Origin of the sequence: Immundisolibacter sp. (assembly GCF_014359565.1) — a bacterium.
Classification (GTDB): domain Bacteria; phylum Pseudomonadota; class Gammaproteobacteria; order Immundisolibacterales; family Immundisolibacteraceae; genus Immundisolibacter.
In genome coordinates, this window is sequence record NZ_JACIZD010000005.1 from 74500 (window position 1) to 96808 (window position 22309).

At 67.9% G+C, this 22309-nt stretch carries 22 protein-coding genes and 1 pseudogene; 1 reads left to right on the plus strand and 22 read right to left on the minus strand.

The features are described 5' to 3' along the window. Positions 1 to 3: 3 nt before the first annotated feature. The 22 genes and pseudogenes from H5U26_RS08810 to H5U26_RS08915 all read right to left on the minus strand — a co-directional run bounded on the left by H5U26_RS08810 (position 4) and on the right by H5U26_RS08915 (position 21175). Positions 4 to 336, minus strand: a complete 333-nt coding sequence (locus H5U26_RS08810) for a hypothetical protein (RefSeq protein WP_290618748.1) — start codon at positions 334 to 336, stop codon at positions 4 to 6. Then, positions 333 to 1529, minus strand: coding sequence for an aromatic ring-hydroxylating dioxygenase subunit alpha (locus H5U26_RS08815; protein ID WP_290618750.1), 1197 nt, complete (start codon positions 1527 to 1529; stop codon positions 333 to 335). The genes H5U26_RS08810 and H5U26_RS08815 overlap by 4 nt, the downstream gene beginning before the upstream one ends. 70 nt (positions 1530 to 1599) lie before the next feature. Further along, on the minus strand, positions 1600 to 2265 hold the full coding sequence (locus tag H5U26_RS08820) for an alpha-ketoglutarate-dependent dioxygenase AlkB (RefSeq protein ID WP_290618752.1): 666 nt from the start codon (positions 2263 to 2265) through the stop codon (positions 1600 to 1602). A gap of 35 nt (positions 2266 to 2300) precedes the next feature. Then, the gene (locus H5U26_RS08825; RefSeq protein WP_290618754.1) at positions 2301 to 2786 is read right to left on the minus strand and encodes a cell wall hydrolase; all 486 of its coding nucleotides are present in this window, start codon (positions 2784 to 2786) and stop codon (positions 2301 to 2303) included. 257 nt (positions 2787 to 3043) lie between these two features. Further along, positions 3044 to 3208 (minus strand): annotated as a pseudogene (locus H5U26_RS08830) (dehydrogenase); the annotation flags it as partial. A 110-nt stretch (positions 3209 to 3318) separates the two neighbouring features. Continuing rightward, complete coding sequence (locus H5U26_RS08835) at positions 3319 to 4710, minus strand: NAD-dependent malic enzyme (protein ID WP_290618758.1); 1392 nt, start codon at positions 4708 to 4710, stop codon at positions 3319 to 3321. A gap of 24 nt (positions 4711 to 4734) precedes the next feature. Next, positions 4735 to 5712: a LysR substrate-binding domain-containing protein gene (locus H5U26_RS08840; protein ID WP_290618760.1), complete on the minus strand. Its 978-nt coding sequence runs from the start codon at positions 5710 to 5712 to the stop codon at positions 4735 to 4737. Between the two features lie 140 nt (positions 5713 to 5852). Next, positions 5853 to 7685, minus strand: coding sequence for a glutamine--fructose-6-phosphate transaminase (isomerizing) (gene glmS, locus H5U26_RS08845; protein WP_290618762.1), 1833 nt, complete (start codon positions 7683 to 7685; stop codon positions 5853 to 5855). 5 nt (positions 7686 to 7690) lie between these two features. Beyond that, on the minus strand, positions 7691 to 9082 hold the full coding sequence (gene glmU / locus H5U26_RS08850; RefSeq protein WP_290618764.1) for a bifunctional UDP-N-acetylglucosamine diphosphorylase/glucosamine-1-phosphate N-acetyltransferase GlmU: 1392 nt from the start codon (positions 9080 to 9082) through the stop codon (positions 7691 to 7693). A 40-nt stretch (positions 9083 to 9122) separates the two neighbouring features. Beyond that, positions 9123 to 9557: a F0F1 ATP synthase subunit epsilon gene (locus H5U26_RS08855; protein WP_290618766.1), complete on the minus strand. Its 435-nt coding sequence runs from the start codon at positions 9555 to 9557 to the stop codon at positions 9123 to 9125. Between the two features lie 12 nt (positions 9558 to 9569). Continuing rightward, a complete protein-coding gene (gene atpD / locus H5U26_RS08860; RefSeq protein ID WP_290618768.1) occupies positions 9570 to 10970 on the minus strand; it encodes a F0F1 ATP synthase subunit beta in 1401 nt (466 codons plus the stop codon). Between the two features lie 26 nt (positions 10971 to 10996). Continuing rightward, complete coding sequence (gene atpG / locus H5U26_RS08865; protein WP_290618770.1) at positions 10997 to 11875, minus strand: F0F1 ATP synthase subunit gamma; 879 nt, start codon at positions 11873 to 11875, stop codon at positions 10997 to 10999. Positions 11876 to 11901: 26 nt separating this feature from the next. Next, positions 11902 to 13455 carry a F0F1 ATP synthase subunit alpha gene (atpA, locus tag H5U26_RS08870; protein WP_290618772.1) on the minus strand — a complete coding sequence of 518 codons (1554 nt, stop codon included), beginning with the start codon at positions 13453 to 13455 and terminating at the stop codon, positions 11902 to 11904. Positions 13456 to 13516: 61 nt separating this feature from the next. Then, the gene (locus H5U26_RS08875; RefSeq protein ID WP_290618774.1) at positions 13517 to 14050 is read right to left on the minus strand and encodes a F0F1 ATP synthase subunit delta; all 534 of its coding nucleotides are present in this window, start codon (positions 14048 to 14050) and stop codon (positions 13517 to 13519) included. Between the two features lie 3 nt (positions 14051 to 14053). Then, on the minus strand, positions 14054 to 14524 hold the full coding sequence (locus H5U26_RS08880; protein ID WP_290618776.1) for a F0F1 ATP synthase subunit B: 471 nt from the start codon (positions 14522 to 14524) through the stop codon (positions 14054 to 14056). Positions 14525 to 14559: 35 nt separating this feature from the next. Continuing rightward, positions 14560 to 14808: a F0F1 ATP synthase subunit C gene (atpE, locus tag H5U26_RS08885; protein ID WP_290618778.1), complete on the minus strand. Its 249-nt coding sequence runs from the start codon at positions 14806 to 14808 to the stop codon at positions 14560 to 14562. 50 nt (positions 14809 to 14858) lie between these two features. Then, positions 14859 to 15719 carry a F0F1 ATP synthase subunit A gene (gene atpB, locus H5U26_RS08890; protein WP_290618780.1) on the minus strand — a complete coding sequence of 287 codons (861 nt, stop codon included), beginning with the start codon at positions 15717 to 15719 and terminating at the stop codon, positions 14859 to 14861. Positions 15720 to 15756: 37 nt separating this feature from the next. Further along, positions 15757 to 16227, minus strand: a complete 471-nt coding sequence (locus tag H5U26_RS08895) for an ATP synthase subunit I (RefSeq protein WP_290618783.1) — start codon at positions 16225 to 16227, stop codon at positions 15757 to 15759. A 235-nt stretch (positions 16228 to 16462) separates the two neighbouring features. Next, on the minus strand, positions 16463 to 17587 hold the full coding sequence (locus H5U26_RS08900; protein WP_290618785.1) for a DUF4340 domain-containing protein: 1125 nt from the start codon (positions 17585 to 17587) through the stop codon (positions 16463 to 16465). Next, positions 17574 to 19457 carry a Gldg family protein gene (locus H5U26_RS08905; RefSeq protein ID WP_290618787.1) on the minus strand — a complete coding sequence of 628 codons (1884 nt, stop codon included), beginning with the start codon at positions 19455 to 19457 and terminating at the stop codon, positions 17574 to 17576. Before H5U26_RS08905 ends, H5U26_RS08900 begins: the two co-directional genes overlap by 14 nt. 21 nt (positions 19458 to 19478) lie before the next feature. Next, positions 19479 to 20216 (minus strand): ABC transporter permease subunit, encoded by a 738-nt coding sequence (locus tag H5U26_RS08910; protein WP_290618789.1) that lies wholly within the window; start codon positions 20214 to 20216, stop codon positions 19479 to 19481. After that, the gene (locus tag H5U26_RS08915; RefSeq protein WP_290618791.1) at positions 20213 to 21175 is read right to left on the minus strand and encodes an ABC transporter ATP-binding protein; all 963 of its coding nucleotides are present in this window, start codon (positions 21173 to 21175) and stop codon (positions 20213 to 20215) included. Before H5U26_RS08915 ends, H5U26_RS08910 begins: the two co-directional genes overlap by 4 nt. Before the next feature lie 214 nt (positions 21176 to 21389). On the opposite strand from H5U26_RS08915, the gene H5U26_RS08920 reads away from it, so the two are divergent. Next, positions 21390 to 22217: a carbon-nitrogen hydrolase family protein gene (locus H5U26_RS08920; protein ID WP_290618793.1), complete on the plus strand. Its 828-nt coding sequence runs from the start codon at positions 21390 to 21392 to the stop codon at positions 22215 to 22217. The last annotated feature ends 92 nt before the right edge of the window (positions 22218 to 22309 follow it).

Genomic DNA, 22309 nt, shown 5'->3' on the forward strand with positions numbered 1-22309 from the left:
CTCTCAATAGGCGACCGAGAACTCCTGCCAGGGATAGGCGTCCTGCGGCCAGGGGTTGAAGAACAGCTCCACCGCCACCGAGATTTCCACCAGCGACAGGGCCAGATTCAGCAGGTTGCGCTCGCGCTGCGGCAAGGTATCCAGCGAAAAGCCGTTCAGGTACTGAATGGCCTCATCCAAGCGCGGCTTGACCGCCCTGTAGAACAGTTCCAGCTGCGCCTGCGTGCTGTGCATGCGCTGCTCGCGCCGGGCATGCTCGGTGGCCAGGCACCAGGTGGCGGCATACGGCTCCCAGTCGGCGAACTGGGCCGGCAGCATCGGCTCGGACGCCATCATGCCGCCAGCCACTGGTTGATGATGTGCATCTGGTGGCGCAGCGCGATTTCCAGCTCGCTGATCGTGATGTGCTTGAGTACGCCGGTTTCCATCATCTGCTGCGTCGCCTCCAGCGTGCTGAAGTCCTCCAGCACCGCGTCGCGCAGCAGGATCTTGGTGTGCTCCTGCGCCAGCAGCCCTCCGGCGTGCTCGGCCTTGAGCTGGTAGATGTCCATGGTCCAGCGGGTGCGGTTCTCGGAAATCGGCCAGAAGTTGTAGGTGAAATACCAGCCCGGCCCGGTGTCGCAGAAGAAGTTCGGAAACACCACATTGATGTCGAACCACCAGTTCTCGTCCCGGTTCGGGTTGATGCCCGGGAACTGATCCTTGGCGGTGGCAAAGGTTGGCCCGTACTTGCCGACGATCATGCCGACCTCCGGTGGCCGGTAGTCCGGATTCGCCCAGGCCGACAGGGATCGGTGCGGTCCGTGGAAGCGCACCGAGGTCAGCGCCGCGCTCGGATTCGGAGCCGCCGCCGCGGACTGTGGCAGCGAGGCGCGGTGCACCATGATGGCGTGAAAGGCCTCCTGGAATGCATCCAGCACCACCTTCCAGTTGGCGCGCGGCGTCGCCTCGTAGCGGGCAATGCGCGTGCAGCGGTCGAACGGGAACGGATCGAGCTGGTCGGCCATGCCACCCAGGAAGTCGCGCAGCCCCTGCGCCGGCTCGGTCTGCGGGTGAATGAACACGAAGCCATTCCAGGTATCCAGCGTCACCGGCTTCAGACCGAGCTTGCAGCGGTCGGTGCCGGGCGGAAAGTATTCCTCGCCGGCCATGTGCTTCAGCTCGCCGTCGTTGCCGAACACCCAGCCATGGAAGCCGCAGGTAAAGCCCCTGGCGTTGCCGGATTTGTGCTGCGCCACCTTGTTGCCGCGATGGGTACAGATGTTGTGAAACGCCCGTAGCTGGCCGTCCTCGCCACGGGTCAGGATCAGCGACCAGCCCAGCACCTCGATGTCGACCACCCGGTAGTCGCCCGGATTGGGAATGTCCTCGGCCCGCGCCACCTCCAGCCAGGCGCGCTTGAACACTTTCTCGCGCTCGCGCTCGAAAAACTCGCGGCTGATGTAGGGCGCTACCGGCAGTGGACCGTCGCCCATGACCGGCACGGCGGTCGGATATTTGGTGATGAACGGCTGTTCGGTGGCGCCCATGTCGGATCTCCTTGGCAGCGGGCCCGGCGCGCCAGTGGGGGCTGCCGGCAATGATCCGAATGATGGCTAGTTAACGATCGTTTGACAAGGTCGGCCGGCCCGGGCGGGCGGGTTCACGGGTCGATGAAGCGCCGCCGACTGGCGCACCTGCCGCCGCCCGCAAGCGACCGACGTAACGAAAGGTCAGATTGATACGCACGCCGACCGCCGCGCGGGTCTTGGGTACGGCATGTTGCCAATGGCGCTGCGTATCGCCGGCCATGATCAGCAGGGAGCCATGTTCCAACGTCAGAGCCACGGTCTGCAAATCGCGACGACGGCGATGGCGCAGCACAAAACGACGCGTCGCACCGAGGCTGAGCGAGGCGATGACCGGCCGCGGACCCAGGCTTGCCTCGTCGTCGCTGTGCCAGCCCATGCTGTCGGCGCCGTCACGGTACAGATTGGCCAGCATGCCGTTAAAGGGGCAGTCGAGCTCGGCTTCGAGCCGCTGGCGCAGTGCGACGAGCGGCGCTGTCCATGGCAGGGGTTCGAGCGTCTGGCCGCTGTAGCCGTAGCGGGCATCGGCGTCGCCGTACCAGGCGCACAGCCGCGGCGTCAGGCATTCGCGCCCGAACAGCTTGAGCCGGTGCTGCTGCCAGTCCAGCGAGGTGGTCAGTTGCCCCAGCAATACGCTGGCTGCGTCCGGCGCCAGGAACTGCGGCAGGTGGTAGAGCAGGCCGTCCGGCAGGGGCACGACCCGTGCCCCCGGTGGCGCAGAAAATAACGCCGTCAGCGGTAGAAGACGTGGCCGCCGATGCGGGCAATCTGCGTCAGGCGCTTTGTCCAGGCCGGCCGGGAAGCGCGGGCCTGGGCGAAGTACAGCGCGCCATCGGTGGGGTCATCCACCCGTCCGGCCAGCACCTCGCGCGCCACTTCCTGTGCCGACTGCCACATGCGGGACGAGGTTGGCTGGTCGCTGCGACCGTCGCAATACCAGCCGAACTGGCAGGGCCGCTGATCGCCGCCCTGCTGCACGACCCCGCACACGCCGCCCGGAAAGCCGGCATGCTGGGCGCGGTTCAGCACCACGTGGGCGACCGCTACCTTGCCGGTCTGCGGCTCGCTGCCGGCCTCGAAATAGACGGCCAGCGCCAGGCAGCGCAGCGCGTCCGGCGGCACCTCATGCCCGGCGGCGCGGACTGCAGGTGGTGCCAAAAGCCCGGCCAAAAGTCCGCCAAACAGCACCGTCGCGGCAAGAAATGTCTTGATTTTCATATTCATCCCGTTCCTCACGGGTGAAGCCCGGCAGCCTTTATAACCCGTATGGTGCGCCAGGCCAAGCCTGCCGAGCCCGATCGAAGGGCTTGTCGGCACCCGGCCGGACCCCCTTGAAGGGGGCAGATCCACGACCGTGGGAGGCCCGCCCCCGGGCCGAATGTCTGGCTGGAGGATTCGCGGCGGCGGCGCCGCTCCCATAGATGGGGCGCGGCCAGGTCGGGTGAAACTTGCCTGCCCTCCCCTTCCTGGCGCTTTCACGCGATCGGTCGCCGGCCGCCGCCGCGCGCCAAGTCCCGCAACGGCAGGTCGCGTGGCACCTGGCTTTCCTGCGGCAGGCCGAGCAGGCGCTCGGCGATGATGGTGTGCTGGGTCTCGTCGGTGCCGCCGGCGATGCGCATGCACGGGTTCTCCAGCAGCGCTGCCGGTCCCATCAGCCACAGACCGAGGCTTGTCGTCTCCTGTGACCGCCTCGCAGATGGCGAGCGGCAGTTCGTCGGCCCCAAGACCCCCGCCGGGGCCACCGCGGGCCTCAGTGCCGCGCCACGCCGTCCGCGCGCGCGGCCTGCTTGACCGCCTCGGCCACTGCCGGCGCCACCGCCGGGTCGAACACGCTCGGGATAATGTAGTCGGCGCTGAGCGCCTCGGCCGGGATGGTGTCGGCGATGGCGTGCGCGGCGGCCAGTTTCATGCCACCGGTGATGCGCCTTGCCTGGCAGTCCAGGGCGCCGCGAAACAGCCCCGGAAAGCACAGCACGTTGTTGATCTGGTTAGGGTAGTCGCTGCGCCCGGTGGCCATGATGGCGACCAGCGGCAGGGCGATCGCCGGATCGACTTCCGGGTCCGGGTTGGACATGGCGAACACCACCGGATCGCGCGCCATGGCCTTCAGGTCATCGGCGCCGATCAGGTTCGGCCCCGACAGGCCGATGAAAAAATCCGCCCCGCGCAGTACCTCGTGCAGGCTGCCGGTTTCGTCATCGGGGTTGGTCATTGCCAGGTACTCGCGCTTGGCGGCATTCAGGTCCGTGCGCGCCCGCGACAGGGCGCCGCCGCGATCGCAGCCGATGATGTTGCGTACGCCCAGTTCGAGCAGGATGTCTGTGCAGGCAGTGCCGGCCGCGCCGACGCCGGCGACGACCACTTTCAGGTCCGCGGCGCGCTTGCCGATCACCTTGAGCGCGTTCAGGAAGGCCGCCGCCAGGACCACCGCGGTGCCGTGCTGATCGTCGTGAAACACCGGGATGTCGAGCATGTCCTGCAGGCGCTGCTCGATCTCGAAGCAGCGTGGCGCGGCGATGTCCTCCAGGTTGATGCCGCCAAAGCCGGGGGCCAGCGCCGCCACGGCCGCAATCACGGCTTCGGTGTCCTGTGTGGCAAGACAGATCGGAAACGCGTCCACGCCGCCGAATTCCTTGAACAGCTGCGCCTTGCCTTCCATGACCGGCATGGCGGCGTAAGGGCCGATGTTGCCCAGGCCCAGCACCGCCGAGCCGTCGCTGACCACCGCCACCGTGTTGCGCTTGATGGTCAGGTTCCAGGCCGCAGCCGGATCGGCGGCAATGGCCAGGCATACGCGCGCCACGCCGGGCGTGTAGACCATCGACAACTGGTCGCGCGTGCGCACCGGCGTCTTGCTGACGACCTCGATCTTGCCGCCCAGGTGCAGCAGGAAGGTGCGATCCGACCAGCTTTGCACCTCGATGCCCGGCACCGTGCGCAGCGCCGCCACGATGCGCTCGGCGTGCTGTTCGTCGCGGGTATCGACGGTGACGTCGCGCACGGTGTGCTGGGCATCGGCGCGCACGATGTCGATGGCGCCCACATCGCCGCCCTGGTCGCCGACGGCTTTCAGGGCCTCGGCCAGCAGGCCGGGGCGGCTTTCCAGGCGCAGGCGTACGGTGATCGAATTGCTGGAACTCATGGCCGGTCTCTCTTGAATGGGGTGTCAGATCATGGCCGCCGGAGCGGTGGTGGCGAGCAGCGCGGCGATGGCCTGCGGCTCGCGCAGGTTGCGGGCTTCTTCCACAACGCTGCGGGTCAGGTGCGGCGCCAGCAGCGCGATGAAGTCGTACACATAGCCGCGCAGGAAGCGACCGGGCGCAAACGCCACGTGCACCGTGCCGCGCGGCAACAGGGTGCCCGTGTCGCGCCTGACCAGGCCAGCATCCTGCGCCGCATCGAAGGCATCCGCCGCCATCAGGCCGACGCCGAGTCCTTCCTTCACATAGCGCTTGAGCACCGACGTATCGACAGCCGTCAGGGCCAGCTGCGGCGTGAGCCCGGCGGTCTTGAAGCACTCTTCCAGCGCCGAGTGACCGTTGAAGGCAAAGCTGTAGGTCACCAGCGGGTGGGCGGCGATATCCGCCAGGCTCAGTGACGCGATCTGCGCCAGGGGATGCCCGGCCGGGCAGAACACGGCGTAGCGCCAGCCGGCGACCGGCAGCAGCACCAGGTGTGGGTAAAGGGCCGCCTCGTCGGTGGTGATGACCAGGTCCACGTCGTCCTGACCGGCCATGTCCGCCAGTTGCTGCGGCGTGCCCTGAAACAGGTTCAGCCGCACCCCCGGGTAGCGTCGGTGGAACTCGCGAAGCACCGGCGGCAACACGAAGCCGGCCTGCGTGTGGGTGGTGGCGATGCCTAGCTCGCCGTGGTCGGGACTGGCCAGATCGCGCGTCAGGCGGCGGATGTTCTCGCTGCGGCCGAGGATTTCCTGCGCCTCCCGCAGCACCGCCCGGCCGGCCGCAGTGAGGCTGACGAACTGCTTGCCGCGGCGCTGGAAAAGATCCACGCCCAGTTCCTGCTCCAGCAGGCGAATCTGCTTGCTCACGCCCGGCTGCGAGGTGAACAGGCGCGCCGCCGCCGCCGAGACGTTCAGGTCCCGACGCACGATCTCGACCAGGTAGCGCAGCTGCTGGAGTTTCACGGCCGGGGGCCTCGCGGGCTATGCGCTGCTGACTGACGGCGGCGCGCCCCGCCATTGTCGTGCACGCGGCAGGCCTGGCGATCGATCGACATTCCCAAAAATCGTTGGAGCCGGGCGATCATCGCGCAGCAAAGCTGCGCCTACTCGACGGTTACCGACTTGGCGAGGTTGCGCGGCTGGTCCACGTCGGTGCCGCGGATCAGCGCCACGTGGTAGGCCAGCAGTTGCAGCGGCACGGTGAACAGCACCGGCGCCAGATGGCCGATGGTGTCGGTCGGTACCTCGACCAGGGCAATGTCCGTGCCGTCGAAACCGGCCCTGGCGTCGGCGAACACCAGCAGCCGGCCACCGCGGGCGCGGACCTCTTCCATGTTGGACTTGATTTTCTCGAGCAGCGGGTCGCTGGGTGCCACCGCCACCACCGGCATGTCGGCATCCACCAGCGCCAGCGGGCCGTGCTTGAGCTCGCCGGCGGCGTAGGCCTCGGCGTGGATGTAGGAAATTTCCTTCAGCTTCAGGGCGCCTTCCTGGGCCACCGGGTAGTGCACGCCGCGGCCCAGGAACAGGGCGTGATGCTTGTCGGCAAAGTCCGGTGCCAGCGCGGCAATGGTGTCGTCGAGTGCCAGCACCGCCTGCACGGCGGCCGGGAGGCGGCGCAGTTCGTCGACCAGGGCCGCCTCGCTGGCCGCGTCCAGCCGATGGCGGCGGCCGAGCGCCAGCACCAGCAGCATCAGCGACACCAGCTGGGTGGTGAAGGCCTTGGTGGAGGCTACGCCGATTTCCGGCCCGGCGTGGGTCATGAGTTTCAGATCGGCCTCGCGGGTGAGCGAGCTCTCCGGCACGTTGCAGATGGCCAGCGTGTGGGCGTAACCGCGGCGGCGCCCTTCGCGTAGCGCCTCGAGCGTGTCGGCGGTCTCGCCGGACTGCGAGATCGCCACCAGCAGGGCATCGGCCGGCACCACGCTGTCGCGGTAGCGGAACTCGGACGCGATCTCCACCTGACACGGCACGCCGGCCAAGGCCTCGAACCAGTACCGCGCCACGCAGCCGGCGTGATAGCTGGTGCCGCAGGCGACGATGCGCAGCTCGCGCACGCGATCGAAAATGGCCGCCGCTTCGGTGCCGAAGGCCGCTTCCAGCACGCGTCTTTCGCCCAGGCGCCCGTCCAGCGTGTCGGCAATGGCCTGCGGCTGCTCGAAGATTTCCTTCTGCATGTAGTGGCGATACGCGCCGCGCTCGGTGGCGGCGGCGCTCAGGCTGCTGCGCTGCACCGGCCGCTGCACCGGCTGGCCGTTGGCGTCCACGATGCGCAGCGTGCCGATGCCGACCTCGGCCACGTCGCCGTCGTGCAGGAACACCATGTCCTGCGTGAACGGCACCAGGGCGGCGGCGTCCGACGCCAGATACACCGCGTCCACCGCCATGCCGACGACCAGTGGGCTGCCCCGGCGCGCCGCCAGCAGGCGATCCGGCTCGGCGCCCGACAGCACACCGATCGCAAACGCACCGTGCAGTTCCTTGGCCGCTGCGCGCACCGCATCGAACAGATCGAGACCGGCATCCAAATGCCGGCGAACCTGATGGCCGATGACTTCGGTGTCGGTCTGCGAGCTGAACTCGAAGCCGGCAGCGCGCTGGGCTTCGCGCAGCGCGGCGTGATTCTCGATGATGCCGTTGTGCACCACGGCCAGTTCGCCGCGCGAGATGTGGGGATGGGCGTTGGCCTCGCTGGGCGCGCCGTGGGTGGCCCAGCGGGTGTGGCCGATGCCGGCGTGGCTGCTGACCGGCTCCGCGGCCAGCCGGCGGGCGAGCTCCATGACCTTGCCCAGCGCCCGCACGCGGTGCAGGCGGCCGTCGTCCAGGCGTACGGCGATGCCGGCCGAGTCGTAGCCGCGGTACTCCAGCCGGCGCAGGCCCTCGATGAGGTCCGGCACGATGTCGTGCCGGCCGATGGCGCAAACGATGCCGCACATGCGTGTTACTGCCCGGTTTTCTTGCGCGGCCGTTGCCAGCCGGGTATGGATTTTTGCGGCGCCCGCGTGAGCGTGAGGCCACCAGCCGGCGCCTGGCGACTGATGACCGATCCGGCGCCGATGGTGGCGCCCGCGCCAATGCTGACCGGCGCCACCAGCGAGCTGTTGGAGCCGATGAAGGCATCGTCGCCGATCGTGGTGCGGTGCTTGTTGGCGCCGTCGTAGTTGCAGGTGATGGTACCGGCGCCGATGTTGACGCGTTCGCCGATGTCGGCATCACCCAGGTAACTCAAGTGGTTGGCCTTGGCGCCGGCGGCGAGGCGGCTGTTTTTCACCTCGACGAAGTTGCCGACGTGAACGTCGGCCGCCAGTTGCGTACCCGGCCGCAGGCGGGCGTAAGGGCCGACCACCGCGCCAGGTCCGACGCGCGCGCCGTCGACCAGGCTGAACGGTTCGATGCGCGCGCCGGCCTCGACGATGCTGTCACGCAAAATGCAGTGTGCGCCCACGCGAACGCCGTCGCCAAGCGCTACCCGGCCTTCCAGAATGACGTTGACGTCAATCTCGACGTCGCGCCCGACGCTGACGTCACCACGCACATCGAGCCGCTCGGGATCGCGCAGCGTGACGCCTTCCTGCAGCAGCCGCTGCGCCTGCCGGCACTGGAATTCCCGTTCGCAGCGGGCGAGCTGGGCGCGGTCATTGATACCCATGATCTCGATCTCATCGGCTGCCGGCACGCCTACCACGGACACACCGTCGGCCACCGCCATGGCCACGATGTCGGTCAGATACCTCTCGCCCTGGGCGTTGTCGGCCGTCAGCCGGCCAAGCCAGCCGGCCAGGCGACCGGCTGGGATCAGCAACGTGCCGGTGTTGACCTCGTGCAGCGCCAGTTGCTCGGCGGTCGCGTCGCGCTGTTCGACGATGGCCTGCACCGCGCCTTGCGCATCGCGCAGGATGCGGCCGTAACCGGTGGGGTCGTCCAGCATCGCGGTGAGGATGGCCAGCGCGTCCTGCGGCGCCTGCAGCAGCGTTCGCAGTGTCTCGACGCGCAGCAGCGGCACGTCACCGCACAGCACCAGCACGCGTCCGGCCGGCTCGATGTGGGGCAGCGCCGCAGCCACGGCATCGCCGGTGCCGCGCTGGCTGGTCTGGTGACTCCAGCGGCAGTCGGCATCGGCAAGGGCGGCTTTCAGTTGATCGCCACCGTGGCCGTAGACCAGCACCGGCCGGGCCGCACTGACGGTGTCCTCGAGCAGCGCCTGGGCGGTCACCAGCACGTGCCGGATCAGCGGCTGGCCGCCGAGCGGTTGCAGGACCTTGGGCAGGGACGAGCGCATGCGCTTGCCCTGGCCGGCGGCCAGGATGACGATCTGTAGCGGCGCGCTGCTCATGGTGTTGACCTTGGCGTCAGAGCACCTGGAGCGGGAAGTCTCAGCCGCCGGCGCGGCGGCGCAGGCGCTGGATGGTTTGCAGCTGTGCCATCGCCTCGGCCAGCTCGGCGCTGGCGGTGGCATATTCGAAATCGCCCTGACGGTTCTCCATCAGGGCCTCGGCGCGCTGTTTCGCTTCCAGCGCCGCGGCTTCGTCCAGATCGTGCGCGCGCACGGCGGTGTCGGCCAGCACGGTGACCGCGCCGGGCTGCACCTCCAGGATGCCGCCGGCCACGAACACCAGCTCCTCACTGCCGTCAGGCAGCTCGATGCGCACCGCGCCCGGCCGGATGCGGGTGATCAGCGGCGTGTGGCGGGGCAGGATGCCCAGTTCGCCCGCTTCGCCCGGCAGGGCGACGAATTTCGCCTCGCCGGAGTAGATCGAGGCCTCGGCCGACACGACGTCGACCTGAATTGTGGCGGCAGTGCTTGCCATCGGACGCCTCGCTTACTGGATCTTCTTGGCCTTCTCGAAGGCCTCGTCGATGGTGCCGACCATGTAGAAGGCCTGCTCGGGCAGGTGATCGCACTCGCCGGCGACGATCATCTTGAAGCCGCGGATGGTCTCCGACAGCGGCACATACTTGCCCGGCGAGCCGGTGAACACCTCGGCGACGTGGAACGGCTGGCTCAGGAAGCGCTGGATCTTGCGCGCCCGCGACACCGCCAGCTTGTCCTCCGGCGACAGCTCGTCCATGCCCAGGATGGCGATGATGTCGCGCAGCTCCTTGTAGCGCTGCAGCGTGGCCTGCACGGCGCGGGTGGTGTTGTAGTGCTCCTCGCCGACCACGTTGGGATCGACCTGGCGCGAGGTCGAATCCAGCGGGTCCACCGCCGGGTAGATACCCAGCGAGGCGATGTCGCGCGACAGCACCACCGTTGCATCCAAATGCGCGAAGGTGGTGGCCGGCGACGGATCGGTCAGGTCATCCGCCGGCACGTACACCGCCTGGATGGAGGTGATGGAACCGACCTTGGTGGAGGTGATGCGCTCCTGCAGGCGGCCCATTTCCTCGGCCAGCGTCGGCTGGTAGCCCACCGCCGACGGCATGCGGCCCAGCAGCGCCGACACCTCGGTGCCGGCCAGGGTGTAGCGGTAGATGTTGTCGACGAAGAACAACACGTCCTTGCCCTCGTCGCGGAACGATTCGGCGATGGTAAGGCCGGTCAACGCCACACGCAGGCGATTGCCCGGCGGCTCGTTCATCTGGCCGTACACCATCGACACCTTGGACTCGCCCAGGTGCTCCAGATTCACGACGCCCGATTCGGCCATCTCGTGGTAGAAGTCGTTGCCCTCGCGGGTGCGCTCGCCCACGCCGGCGAACACCGACAGGCCCGAGTGTGCCTTGGCGATGTTGTTGATCAGCTCCATCATGTTGACGGTCTTGCCCACGCCGGCGCCGCCGAACAGGCCGACCTTGCCACCCTTGGCGAACGGGCAGATCAGGTCGATCACCTTGATGCCGGTTTCCAGCAGCTCCTGCGACGGCGACAGCTCGTCGTAGGACGGCGCCTTGCGGTGAATCGGCGCCGTATGGGCCTGGTCCACCGGGCCACGCTCGTCGATCGGCCGGCCGAGCACGTCCATGATGCGGCCCAGGGTGGCCGCGCCCACCGGCACGGTGATCGGCTTGCCGGTGTCGGTCACCTTCATGCCGCGGCGCAGGCCGTCGGAGGAGCCCAGCGCGATGGTGCGCACGATGCCGTCGCCCAGCTGCTGCTGCACTTCCAGGGTCAGTTCCGAGCCTTCCATGACCAGCGCGTCATAGACCTTGGGCATCTGCCCGCGCGGGAACTCGACGTCCACCACGGCGCCGATGCACTGAACGATGTTGCCTTGCGTCATTGTCAGGTCCTTGAATTCCGTATCCGTCACACCGCGGCCGCGCCGCCGACGATTTCCGACAGCTCCTTGGTAATCGCGGCCTGCCGGGTCTTGTTGTAGATCAGCTTCAGTTCTTCGATCAGGTTGCCGGCGTTGTCGCTGGCCGCCTTCATGGCCACCATGCGCGCCGACTGCTCCGACGCCATGTTGTCGGCCACCGCCTGGAACACCAGCGCCTCGATGTAGCGCGTCAGCAGCTCGTCGATGACTTCCGGCGCGCTGGGCTCGTACAGGTAGTCCCAGTTGTAGGCCTGCTTCTCGGCCTCGGTCTGCGCCAGGCGCTCGTCCGACAGCGGCAGCAACTGGTCGACCAGCGGCTCCTGCTTCATGGTGTTGATGAAGCGCGTGTAGCACACATAGACGGCGTCCAGTTCGCCGGCCACGAAGGCATCCAGCATCACCTTGACCGGCCCGATCAGCATGTCGAGCTGCGGTGCATCGCCCAGTTGCACGGCCTGGCTGATGATGTGCGCCCCGGCGCGGGTCATGAAACTCTGGCCCTTGCCGCCGAGGGTGGTAACCCGAATCGCCTGGCCGGTCGCCTGCGCATCGCGCATGCGGATGCTCACCGCCCGCAGCAGGTTGGTGTTCATGCCACCGCACAGGCCCTTGTCGGTGGTCACCACGATGAATCCGACCGACCGCACCTGCTCGACCTGCCGCATGAACGGCGAGCGGTATTCGGGGTTGGCACGCGACAGGTTGGCGGTGATGTTGCGCACCTTGTCGCTGTACGGCCGGGCGGCGCGCATGCGCTCCTGCGCCTTGCGCATCTTGGACGCGGCCACCATTTCCATGGCCTTGGTGATCTTGCGCGTGTTCTCGATGCTCTTGATCTTGCCGCGGATTTCCTTGCCGACTGCCATCCGGGTGCTCCGTCAGTTCCGGTGGATCAGGCGAACGATTTCTGGAAGGCGGTGACGGCTGCCGTCAGCTCTTCCTCGGCCGCCTTGTCGAGTGCCTTGTCGGCTTCCATCTTCTGCAGCAGGGCCGCGTGGCTGGATTTGAGGTGCTGGTGCAGGCCGTGCTCGAAAGCCAGCACGCGGCTGACCTCGACGCCGTCCAGGAAGCCCTTGTTCACCGCGAACAGCGAGGCGGCCATCAGCGAGATCGGCAACGGCGAGTACTGCGCCTGCTTGAGCAGTTCCGTGACGCGGGCGCCGCGGTCGAGCTGCTTGCGCGTGGCCTCGTCCAGATCCGACGCGAACTGCGCAAACGCCGCCAGCTCGCGGTACTGCGCCAGGTCGGTACGGATGCCGCCGGACAGGCTCTTGATCAGCTTGGTCTGCGCCGCGCCGCCGACGCGCGACACCGAGATGCCGGCGTTGATGGCCGGCCGGATGCCGGCGTTGAACAGGTTGGTCTCCAGGAAGATCTGGCCGTCGGTGATGGAAATCACGTTGGTGGGCACGAAGGCCGACACGTCGCCTGCCTGCGTTTCGATGATCGGCAGCGCGGTCAGCGAGCCGGTCCGGCCCTTGACCTCGCCGTTGGTGAATTTCTCGACATAGTCGGCGTTCACGCGCGCGGCGCGCTCCAGCAGGCGGCTGTGCAGATAAAACACGTCGCCAGGGAACGCCTCTCGGCCCGGCGGACGGCGCAGCAGCAGCGACACTTGGCGGTAGGCGACGGCCTGCTTGGACAGGTCGTCGTAGATGATCAGCGCGTCTTGGCCGCGATCGCGGAAGTACTCGCCCATGGTGCAGCCGGAGTAGGCCGACACGTACTGCATGGCGGCCGACTCGGAGGCCGAGGCAGCCACCACGATGGTGTAATCCATGGCGCCGTGCTGTTCGAGCGCGCGCACGACGTTCTTGATCGACGACGCCTTCTGGCCGATGGCGACGTACACGCAGGTCATGTTCTGACCTTTCTGATTGATGATCGTGTCGATCGCCACCGCGGTCTTGCCGGTCTGGCGGTCGCCGATGATCAGCTCGCGCTGGCCGCGGCCGATAGGCACCATCGAGTCGATGGACTTCAAGCCCGTCTGCACCGGCTGGTCGACCGACTTGCGCGCAATAACGCCCGGCGCCACCTTCTCGATGACGTCGGTCATCTTGGCATTGATCGGGCCCTTGCCGTCGATCGGCTGCCCGAGCGCGTTGACGACGCGGCCGATCAGTTCCGGGCCGACCGGCACTTCCAGGATGCGGCCGGTGCACTTGACCGTGTCACCCTCGGTGATGTGCTCGTACTCGCCCAGGATCACCGCGCCGACGGAGTCGCGCTCCAGGTTCAGCGCCAGGCCATAGGTCGCCTGGCCCGAGGCGGTGGCGGGGAACTCCAGCATCTCGCCGGCCATGGCGTCCGACAGGCCGTGCACGCGCACGATGCCGTCGGTAACGGACACCACGGTGCCCTGGTTCTTGATGTCGGCCGCCGGCCCAAGGCCCTCGATGCGGCTCTTGATCAGTTCGGAAATTTCAGCAGGATTCAGTTGCATTGCATGCTCCAGGGATGCCGCGTGAGCGGCCGTGCCAGCGGGCGGGCGTCGCGGGGGACGCTCAGGCCGCCAGGGCAGTCCTCATCCGTTCAAGTCTCGCCCGCACCGAGGTATCCAGCACCTCGTCGCCGACCACCACGCGCACGCCACCGATCAGCTCCGGGTCGATCACCACCCGGGTGTCGAGCCTGCGGCCGAAACGCCGTTCCAGGGCCGCCGTGATGTCCGCCAATTGGTCCGCGGAAATCTCGAATGCGCTGTAGACGATGGCCTGCGACACGCCGGCACGGGCATCGACCAGCGCTTGGTACTGCGTGGCGATTTCGCCGAGCGCCGCCAGACGCCCGTTCTCGATCACCACCTGCAGCAGGTTCTGCAGCGCCGCGGGCAACGGTGCCGGCAGCACGCCCAGGATCAGCTCGCTGACCTGCCGGGCCGACACCTTGGGGTTGTCGGCGAACTCGCGCAGGCGAGGCTCGGAAGCAACCTGCGCCAGTTGCTGCAGCGGCGCGACCAGGGAAGGCGCAAGCTCCGGGGCCGTGGCCCGAAACAGCGCTTCCGCGTAAGGGCGGGCGATGGTGGCAAGCTCGGCCATGTCTTACAGCTCGGTCTGCAGGCGCGACAGCAGGTCGGCATGGACGCGACTGTCGACCTCGCGGCGCAGGATCTGCTCGGCACCGCGCACCGCAAGCTCGGCCACCTGGCCACGCAACACTTCACGCGCCTTGACCACCTCCTGCTGCGCCTCGGCCCGGGCCGCAGCCACGATCTTGGCGCCTTCCTCGGCGGCGCGCGCCTTGGCTTCCTCGATCATGGACTGCGCCAGGCGCTCGGCGTCGGCCAAACGCTTGGCCGCATCGTCGCGCGCCGCTGACAGCTGCTCTTCCACGCGCCGGTTGGCATTGGACAGCTCCAGGCGCGCCCGCTCGGCCGCCGACAGGCCGTCGGCGATCTTCTGGGTGCGCTCGTCGATGGCCTTGGTGATCGGCGGCCATACGAAACGCATGGTGAACCACACCAGGATGGCGAACACCACCATCTGGATGAACAGCGTTGCGTTGATGCTCACGACGGCACCTTCAGGTTGTTTACGACGGCCGACGCTTACTGCACGACGAACGGATTGGCGAAGGCGAACATCATGGCGATACCGACGCCGATCAGGAATGCCGCGTCGATCAGGCCAGCCAGCAGGAACATCTTGGTCTGCAGCTCGTTCATCAGCTCCGGCTGACGGGCGGCGGCTTCTAGGTACTTGCTACCCATGATGGCGATGCCGAGACAGGCGCCGATGGCACCCAGCCCGATAATCAGTCCGCAGGACAGGGCGACGAAACCGAGGACATGCTCCATTTGCTACTCCAGGTGGTTGAAAAACAGAAACGGCAACAGAAACGGCTGGATCAGTGCGCGTCGTGCGCCTGACCCACATAGACCAGCGTCAGCATCATGAAGATGAACGCCTGCAGGGTAATGATCAGGATGTGGAAGATGGCCCACATCGTGCCGGCGATGACATGCCCGAGGGGCAACAGCACGCCCGGCAGTGACAGCGCGGCGGCGCCGCCCATCAGCGCGATCAGCATGAAGACCAGCTCGCCGGCGTACATGTTGCCGAACAGCCGCATGCCATGGGACACGGTCTTGGCGGCGAACTCGATCATCTGCATCAGGAAATTGACCGGATACAGCAGCGGATGGCCGCCGAACGGCGCCGTGAACAGCTCGTGCACCCAGCCGCCGAGCCCCTTGATCTTGACGTTGTAGAACACGCAGACCAGCAGCACCGCGGTCGACAGCCCGAGCGTGGTGGAAAGATCAGCTGTCGGCACCACACGCAGGTAGGCATGGTGGGGGTCGTGGCCGGTGGCGCCGTACAGGTGCGTCCACAGCCACGGCAGCAAATCGACCGGCAGCAGGTCCATGGCGTTCATCAGGAAGATCCATACGAACACCGTCAGCGCCAGGGGTGCCACCAGCCGGCGGCTTTGGGCATTGTGGATCATGCCCCTGGCCTGACTGTCGACCATCTCCACCAGTATCTCGACCGCAGCCTGGAAACGGCCCGGCACGCCGGCCGTGGCGCTGCGCGCCGCCCGCCACAGCAGCCAGCAGGTGATCACGCCCAGCAGCGCCGACCAGACCACCGAGTCGAGGTTGACCACCGAGAAATCGATGATCGACGCCTGCTCGCCGGTGCGCAGGTGCTGCAGGTGGTGGACGATGTACTCGCCGGCGCTGGGCGCGTGGCCGTCGGCTGCCATGTGTCGGACGATCCCTGTTGATAAGGTGTAATAATCTTCAACGGCCGCGCCACATCAGCGCCAGCCAGTAAACCTTCAGGCACACCACCATGCCGATCAGCAGCGCCGGCCAGCTGAGCGGCACAACGATGCGCGGCGCCAGTGCCAGCAAGGCCAGCGCCAGCATCAACTTGACGACTTGCCACCCGAGCAGGCGAACCGCCCCCAGGGCCGGCACCGATGTCGGCACCGGTCGCGCCAGTCCGCGCGCCATCACCGCCGCTGGCAGCACCACCGCCGCCGCGCCGTAAAGCGCCGACCACATGACGCTGACACGGCCGTCCACGGCCCAGGCGAGCATCGCCGTCACGGCACCGGCCAGCACCTGCACCAGCATCCACGCGGGCGCCCGCATCGGTCGTCTGACTCGCAAGGACTGCGCCTCGGCGGCGCTGAGCGGCCGCCAAGGCTCGGCGTCCGGCGCGTCGGCATCCGCCCACGCCGCATTTCGATCGGTCATTCCGGACATGGCTTCACCGTAGGGCGACCTTCGCGAAGGCCAGATCAGAGCGCCGACATGTCCGTTTTCGGGCGGCGCCGGCGCAAGCCGACACCCACCCGCTTGGCGAGCTAAAAGCGGCGGGCATTATAGGTGCGGCGCCTGCAACGGGCAAGGCGCCGTGGACCCCAAGGGTGCCGCCGGCGGGCCGTGACAAGCGAGTGATCGCCCGGCAAAGCCGGGCTCCTACAGTTTTTTCGATGGCTTACATGCCCGACGGGCGGCGCATGCCGGACATCATCCCCGGCATGCCTGGCCCGGGCGGGCCGGGCGGCGCGGCGTCGGCAGGGGCTGGCAGGGGTGCCAGCAGGTCTTCCAGCCTCGGGGTGAAGGTCGCCACGGTATGCGGCGGCACCACGTAAACCCAGTCGCCGGCCTGCTGGTTGATGCGCTCGGCTTCGGCGCTGGCGGCCGGGCGCTGCTCGGCGCTGGCGTCGGCGGCCACCGCCGCCGAAATCCGGACATGCGGGACGCCGTTCAAGGACAGGACACGGGCGGTGACGGTCAGCCCATCGAAGGTATCGAACTCGACGCTGACCGCCTGCGCCCAGTCGCCGGCCACTTCGTCGACCTTGAACACGTTCTGCAGCGGCAGCCGCTGCAGGCCGTAGGCGACCGCGCCGATGGTCGATGGCTGGGGATCGCGCCCCTTGGGTACTGGCGTTTGCAGGCCGAAGCTCGCTTCCGGCGCCCCGCGCGAGATGACCAGCGGCGCCTGGCCCGGGTGCTGCACGCGGACCTCACGCACCTTGGCCTGCGGCAGGTCGAAAGCCTCGCCGCGCAGCCACAGTTGCGGCGTGCGCTGCGGGTCGACCGCGCCTTCGGCCAGCCAGGTCTGATCCTCGTTCGGCCGGCGCACGAACATCTGCCGGGGGCCCTGCCCGGCTGCGGCGCGTGGTTTGCCCAGCAGTACCGCCGCCAGTACGGCGTCGTTCTCGCCCAGCACGCGCACCAGCACGCCGCGCGCGCCGGCCGTGTCCGGGGCCTCCAGATTCAGCGCCGCGTGGCGCGCCGGATCGGCCGTGCGCGGCTCGATCAGCGTCAGTCCGGCCAGGCCCTCCAGCAGCGCGCGCACCTTGGCCGGATCGGCCGGAAAATCGTGCTTGTCGACCACCGTCCAGTCGCTGCCGCTGCCTTGCAGGGTGACCTGCTGACCGGCCGAGCGGATTTCGACTCGCCGCACAGCCGCCGCCTGCGCCGGCAGCTCGGGGAACAGCTTTTCGGCATGGGCGACGTAGCCGGTGCGCTGGCCGGTGTCCCGCACCGCCCACAGCGTGAGCAGCACCAGCGCCAGCGTGACGCTGGCCAAAATCCATTTAGCCCGTGACATGACGCTCTCCGGTGCTGCGCCGGCCGCGGCCGCGGGTCAGCGCCACCAATGCGGCGGCAAAGCCGATCAGCAGCGGCACAAGACCGATGTTGACGAACTTCAGGCGCGTTTCCAGGCGGTCGATGTCCTGACGCAGCTGGTGCTGCACCTCGCGCAGCTCGCGCCGCAGGCGCACCCGCTCGGCCTGGAAGCGCGCGATCTCCTGCTGCTGCTCGGCGCTCATCAGCGGCCCGGCCTGCTCGCCGCGACTGGATTGCAGTTGGGCAAGGTTCTGTTCGGTCTGTTGCAGTTCCGCCTGCAGGCGCTGCTCGGCGGCGCGGAACTGCTCCTGCGCGGCGCGGTTCATGGCCTGCACCACGGTGAACGGCCGCGCGTAGGTGCCCTGCGAACGCACGTTGATCAGGTCGCCGCTGCCGGTGAGGTTGTCCACCGCGTTGATGAAAAAGGCGCCATTGTCGGCAAACGGCTCCACGATGCGGCTGCCGCGAAACTCGCCGATCTGCGCCCAGAAGCGGTCGTAGATGAAATCGGCGTCGGCAACCAGGATCAGGTTGGCGGGCGTGGCCGATTCCTTGAGCACCTGTGCCGGCGCCTCGGCGCCTTCGGGCGGTCCGTCCGGGAAGGCGGTCTTGAGCGTGCCCTGCACGCGGGCCGCGAACGGGTAGCTCTGGTCGGTCGGCTTGAAGTCACGCAGCAGGCTGGCCGGGTCTGGCTTGTCCAGGCCCTGCGTGCTGACCAGCATGGCCTGTTTGCTGGACGAAATCAGCGGCGTGAACTGGATGCCGGCGTCGGCCTTCTTGGCGAGCGCGCCGACCGTGTTCATGTACATCTGGCTCAGGCGCGCCGTGACCACGTCCTTGCCGTCGAAGCGGTCGGACTTCAGATCCAGCCAGACCAGGTATTCCTGCGGCGGCGCATCCTCGCGGAACGACACCAGGCGTGCCGCCTCCCGGTCGCCAACCACGCCGTCCGGCATCTGCACGCCCCAGGCGCCCAGCAACGGCCCCAGGTCCGAGCCGGTCTTGGGCAGGGACATGGTCGGCATGATCGGGTCGCGCGGCGGGGCTTCCACGTCGCTGTAGGGGTCCAGCAGCGCCAGCACGCGGCCGCGGCGCAGCGCGTACTGGTCGATGGCGAACAGCGTCGCCGGCGACAGATCCTTCGGATGGATCAGGATCAGCAGGTCGGCTTCGTCGGGAATTTTCTTGTCGAAACTCGACAGCACGCGCACCTCGAACAGCTCGCGCAGTTGTTCGATCACCGCCCACGGCGGCGCCTGCTGCTGGGTCATCGGCACTATCGAGCCGTTCACCGGCAGCGAGCTCATCACCGCCACCACCGGCCGTTTGGTCTGGCTGAGCTTGTAGATCAGGCGCGTCAGGTCGTATTCGAGCGTGTCCTCGCTGCTGGGCGACAGGAACGGGATCACCTCCTCGCCGTCGGTGCTGTTGGTGGCGGCCAGCCCGAAATAGGCGTTCTCGCCGCCCGGACCGCCCAGCGGCATGCCGCGCAGGCCGAACTGCACCGCCCGGTCCTCGGCGTCCGAGAACGGCTCCGGGTCGATCACCTTCAGTTGCAGCTTGCCGTGCGACTGCTCGACGTATTCCTTCAGCAGCGCCTGCACGCGGGCGGCGTAGGCCTGGATCTGCGGTACGTCGCGCAGGGCCTTTTGGGAGAAGAACAGGTTCAGCGTGATCGGCTCGTCGAGCTTGCGCACCACCGCGCGTGAGCCCTCGCTGAGCGTGTACAGGCGGTTCTGGGTCATGTCCAGCCGCCAGCCGCCCAGCACCGTCGCGGCCAGGATGTTGACCGCCAGCAGCAACACCACGGCCAGCACCAGGCTGCCGGTGGAAAGCATTCCGCGTCGCATGCGATGACTCCTGCTACCGGCTCAGCCGGCGGCTTTCTTGGCTTCGACCAGCACCGTGTTGGCGTACAGCCACACCCCGATCATGCTGGCGAAATAGACGATGTCCGGCAGCTCGATGACACCGGTCTGGATGGCCTCGAAGTGCCGCAGGAAGCTGAGCGATGCCACCGCCTGCGTCAGCCAGGCCGGCGCCCAGGCACCGAAGAAATCGAGCACGATCGGCAGGCCGCTGACGATGAACAGAAAGCTCACCACCACCGACAGCACGAAGGCGATCACCTGGCTCTTGGTCAGCACCGAGATGCAGGCGCCGATGGCCAGGTACGCGCCGGCCATCAGCAGGCTGCCCAGATATCCGGCCACGATCGCGCCGTGGTCGGGATCACCGAGGTAGCTGACCGTGATCCAGATCGGGAAGGTCAGCGCCAGCGCCACCGCCGTGAACAGCCAGGCGGCCAGGAACTTGCCGACCACCGCCTGACCGGTGGTGATCGGCAGCGTCATCAGCAGCTCCAGCGTGCCGGTCTTGCGCTCCTCCGCCCACAGGCGCATCGCCACCGGCGGGATCAGCACCAGGTACAGGTACGGGTGGAACTGGAAGAACGGCAGCAGGTCAGCCTGCCCGCGGCTGAAGAACTGGCCCAGGTAGAACGTGAATATCCCGTTCAGGAACAGGAAGATCACGATGAACACATAGGCCAGCGGGGTGTAGAAATACGCGGCCAGTTCGCGCCGCAGCACCGTCAGCATGGCATTCATGAACGCGTCTCCCGGCCGGCCACCTGGTGCGTCAGCTGACGGAATACGTCATCCAGGCGCCCCTGCTCCACGTACAGCTCGTCGGCCTGCCAGCCGGCGCTGCGCAGCTTGTCGCCGACCGCCTCCAGAAGGCTGCGGCCGTGGCTGGCCAGCAGGCGCAGGCGGACCTGCCCGGCGGATTCCTCCAATACCTCCACCCGCTGCACGCCGGGCACGGCCGCCAGCTGCTCGCGCAGGTCGGCTGGCCCGCCGCTGAGCACAAGCACCACCGCGTTGTGGAACTGCGAGCGGCTGGCCAATTCCGCGGGCCGGCCATCGGCCAGCAGGCGCCCGCCGGCAATGATCACGGCGCGGCTGCAGATGGCCTCCACCTCTTCCAGGATGTGGGTGGAGATGATGATCACCTTGTCGGCGGCGATGTCGCGGATCAGCTCGCGCACTTCATGCTTTTGATTGGGGTCCAGGCCGTCGGTGGGTTCGTCCAGAATCAAAACCGGCGGGTCGTGCAGGATGGCCTGCGCCAGGCCAACGCGGCGCTTGAAGCCCTTGGACAGGGTGTCGATGGACTGGTCCAGCACGCCGCGCAGCGCCATGCGGTCCACCACCGCGTCGATGCGCCGGCGCCGCACGGCCGGCTCCATGCCGCGCACGCTGGCGACGAAATCCAGAAACCGCCGCGGCGTCATGTCGCCGTACAGCGGCGCGCCCTCCGGCAGATAACCGATGGCCGCCTTGATCGCCAGCGGCTGGCGGGCCAGGTCCATGCCGCACACCTCAACCTGGCCGCTTGAGGGCGCCAGGTAGCCGGTGATCATCTTCATGGTGGTGGATTTGCCGGCACCGTTTGGCCCCAGAAACCCCACCACCTCGCCGCCGCCGACGCTGAACGACAAATCGTCCACCGCCCGCAGGGCACCGAAATCCTTGGTCAGATGCCTGACCGCGACCCCTGGCTGCATGTTCCCCCTCGTGAAGCAATTCCCTGCCCGCCGCGTCGGCAGGGCAAAAGGCCCGGCATTCTAGCCACAAGCTCGAACTGGCGCCGCGGGTTCATGTGGCCCGAGGGCGCCGCCACGCATGACGAATGGTGGGAGCGGCGCCCTCGCCGCAAATCTTCCGGCACCTTTCCCTACCATAGGCGCGATTCGACCACGACAGACCGAGGCGAGTTTCATGAAGCAGGCATTCACGGCGGCAGTGGTACAGATGGTGTCCGGCAGCGACCTAGCGGCCAATCTGGCCAGTGCCGGCCGGCTGATCGGGCAGGCCGCGCAGGCCGGCGCCCGCCTGGTGGCGCTGCCGGAGAACTTCGCCCTGCTCGGCCGGCGCGAGCAGGACAAACTGGCCGTGGCCGAACCCGACGGCGCAGGCCCGATCCAGGATTTCCTGGCCGAGATGGCGCAGCGGCACGGCATTTATCTGGTCGGCGGCACCATCCCGCTGCACGGCGCGGACCCGCAGCGCGTGCGCGCCGCCTGCCTGCTGCACGGCCCCGACGGCCGGTGTCTGGCGCGCTACGACAAGATTCATCTGTTCGACGTGGAAGTCGGTGACCCGAGCAGCGGCGAGCGCTACCGCGAATCAGCCAGCATCGAGCCGGGCGACGCGGTAGTAACGGTGGACACCGAATTGGGCTGCATCGGCCTTGCCGTGTGTTACGACCTGCGTTTTCCGGAGCTGTTCCGCGCCCTGCTGGCCCGGGGCGCGCAAATCCTGGTCCTGCCGTCCGCCTTCACCGAAATCACCGGCGCCGCCCACTGGCATTTGCTGTGCCGCGCCCGTGCGGTCGAGAACCTTTGTTATCTCTTGGCGCCGGGCCAGGGCGGCCAGCACGACAACGGCCGGCGCACTTACGGCCACAGCCTGATTGCCGGTCCGTGGGGTGAGGTGCTGGCGGAATACGCCGACACGGGCGAGGGCGTTGCCTGCGCCCAGATCGACCTGGCCGCAATGGACCGCCTGCGGGCACGCTTTCCGGCGCTGCTGCATCGGCGGTTGTGAGCGCGCACCCGCCCAAGTCCCGGCCAGCCTGAAGGCCCGGGCGCAGGCCGGCGCGCGCACCGGGCCCTGACGCTGGCGAACGATTCGGCACG